This is a genomic window from Methylobacterium sp. WL6 (assembly GCF_008040095.1).
In the GTDB taxonomy this organism is placed as follows: Bacteria; Pseudomonadota; Alphaproteobacteria; order Rhizobiales; family Beijerinckiaceae; genus Methylobacterium.
This window is the reverse complement of the sequence record NZ_VRVH01000562.1, coordinates 1-1,324: the sequence shown is the minus strand read 5'-3', so window position 1 is coordinate 1,324 and position 1,324 is coordinate 1. Positions and strand designations below refer to the sequence as shown.

Here is a 1,324-nt window from a genome sequence, read left to right as displayed (position 1 = left end):
GCCCCGGAGCGCCGCGCCCAGCAGCGCGATCAGGTCGCGCGCCGCGAGCCGGCCGGAGGAAAAGCGCTCGGCCAGGCCGACGAGGTCGCCCGCCCGCAGCGCGGCCTCGAGCTCCGCCAGGGCGCCGAGCGTCAGGCAGAGGGTGTAGCGGGTGCCGCCGAGATCGAGCGGCACCTCGCCGCGCCTGCGGTTGACCATGAAGGGGTTCTCCTGGGTGGCCTTCGACCGGAACCGGCCGACGGCGTCCGCCGCACCGGCGGCGGCGCGCGGTCGCGCTCGCCGACCGGCGTCGGGATGCCCGTGCCGGCTCAGAGCGCGGTGAAGGCGATGGCGCCGGCCGATTCCAGGCTCATGTCGAAGGTGACCTCGCCGGCGTGATCCCCGCGGTATTCCAGCGCCGTGATCTGGAACGGCCCCTCGAGGGTGCCGAAGGCGGGCACCACCACCTGGAAGGTCTCGATGACCCCGTCGAAGAACACCTGCCGCAGGCGCAGGTCGGAGGCCTCGTCGCGGAACACGCCGGAGCCCGAGATCGCGGCCCGGCGCGCGCCGGCGCCGGCGAGGAGCTCGCGCCAGCGCCCGGCGGAATCGGCATTGGTGACGTCGACGGCCTCGGCGTTGAACGCGATCTGGCGGGCGCGCAGGCCCGCCACCGCGACGAAGCCGCCGGCGCCGTTGCCGGCGCGGACCAGCAGGTCCTTCCCCTTCTGAGCGGTCATGTCGGGTTCCTTTCGGTGACGGCCTGGAGCGTGAGGACGGCGCGGGCCTCGCCGGTGCGCTCGTCGCGCCGCGCGGCGATGGCCTGGACGCGCAGGGTCACGAGGGCGTGGCCGGTGAGCGCCAGGGCCGGATCGGCGACGAGGAGCGACATCCGCTCGGCGGCGTCGAGCGCGGTGCGGACCGAGCCGGGCCGGGCGAAGACCACGAGCGCGTGGCTGTGCTGGTGGCGGACGGCGCCGTCGACGGAATCGTCGCGGATCTCGGCGTCGCCGAACAGGGCGTAGACCGGCTGCGCGCCGGCCGGCGGCTCGTCGTAGAGCCGGAACGTGCCCCCCATCAGCCGGGCGAGCGCGGCATCGGTGGAGAACCGCGCGATGAGCGCCGCGCGCAGGGCGAGGAGCGGGCTCGGCGCCGGCGGGGCGAGGGCCGTGCCGGGCGATGCGTCGGTCATGGGCTCGCCTCCGACAGGGCCTCGACGTGGCAGACGAGGTCGCGGCCGCGCTCGTCCGGATCGACGATCGTCCGGATGGCGAAGCGGCGCGGGCCGGCGGCGAGCCGCATCGCCGGCGTGAGCCCGGTGCGCGCCCGCAGGGTGATGCGGTGG

4 protein-coding genes are annotated in these 1,324 nt (G+C 76.1%); all 4 read right to left on the bottom strand.

The genetic code is table 11. The annotated features are described in order from the left end of the window. The coding region (locus FV230_RS28375; RefSeq protein WP_147844729.1) for a gene transfer agent family protein at window positions 1-198 on the bottom strand (198 nt) is incomplete at its 3' end. Between the two features lie 110 nt (window positions 199-308). Then, window positions 309-719: a phage major tail protein, TP901-1 family gene (locus FV230_RS28370; RefSeq protein ID WP_147844728.1), complete on the bottom strand. Its 411-nt coding sequence runs from the start codon at window positions 717-719 to the stop codon at window positions 309-311. Then, window positions 716-1,171 carry a DUF3168 domain-containing protein gene (locus tag FV230_RS28365; protein WP_147844727.1) on the bottom strand — a complete coding sequence of 152 codons (456 nt, stop codon included), beginning with the start codon at window positions 1,169-1,171 and terminating at the stop codon, window positions 716-718. The genes FV230_RS28370 and FV230_RS28365 overlap by 4 nt, the downstream gene beginning before the upstream one ends. Then, on the bottom strand, window positions 1,168-1,324 hold a 157-nt coding region (locus FV230_RS28360; RefSeq protein WP_147844726.1), incomplete at its 5' end, for a head-tail adaptor protein. The genes FV230_RS28365 and FV230_RS28360, both read right to left, overlap by 4 nt.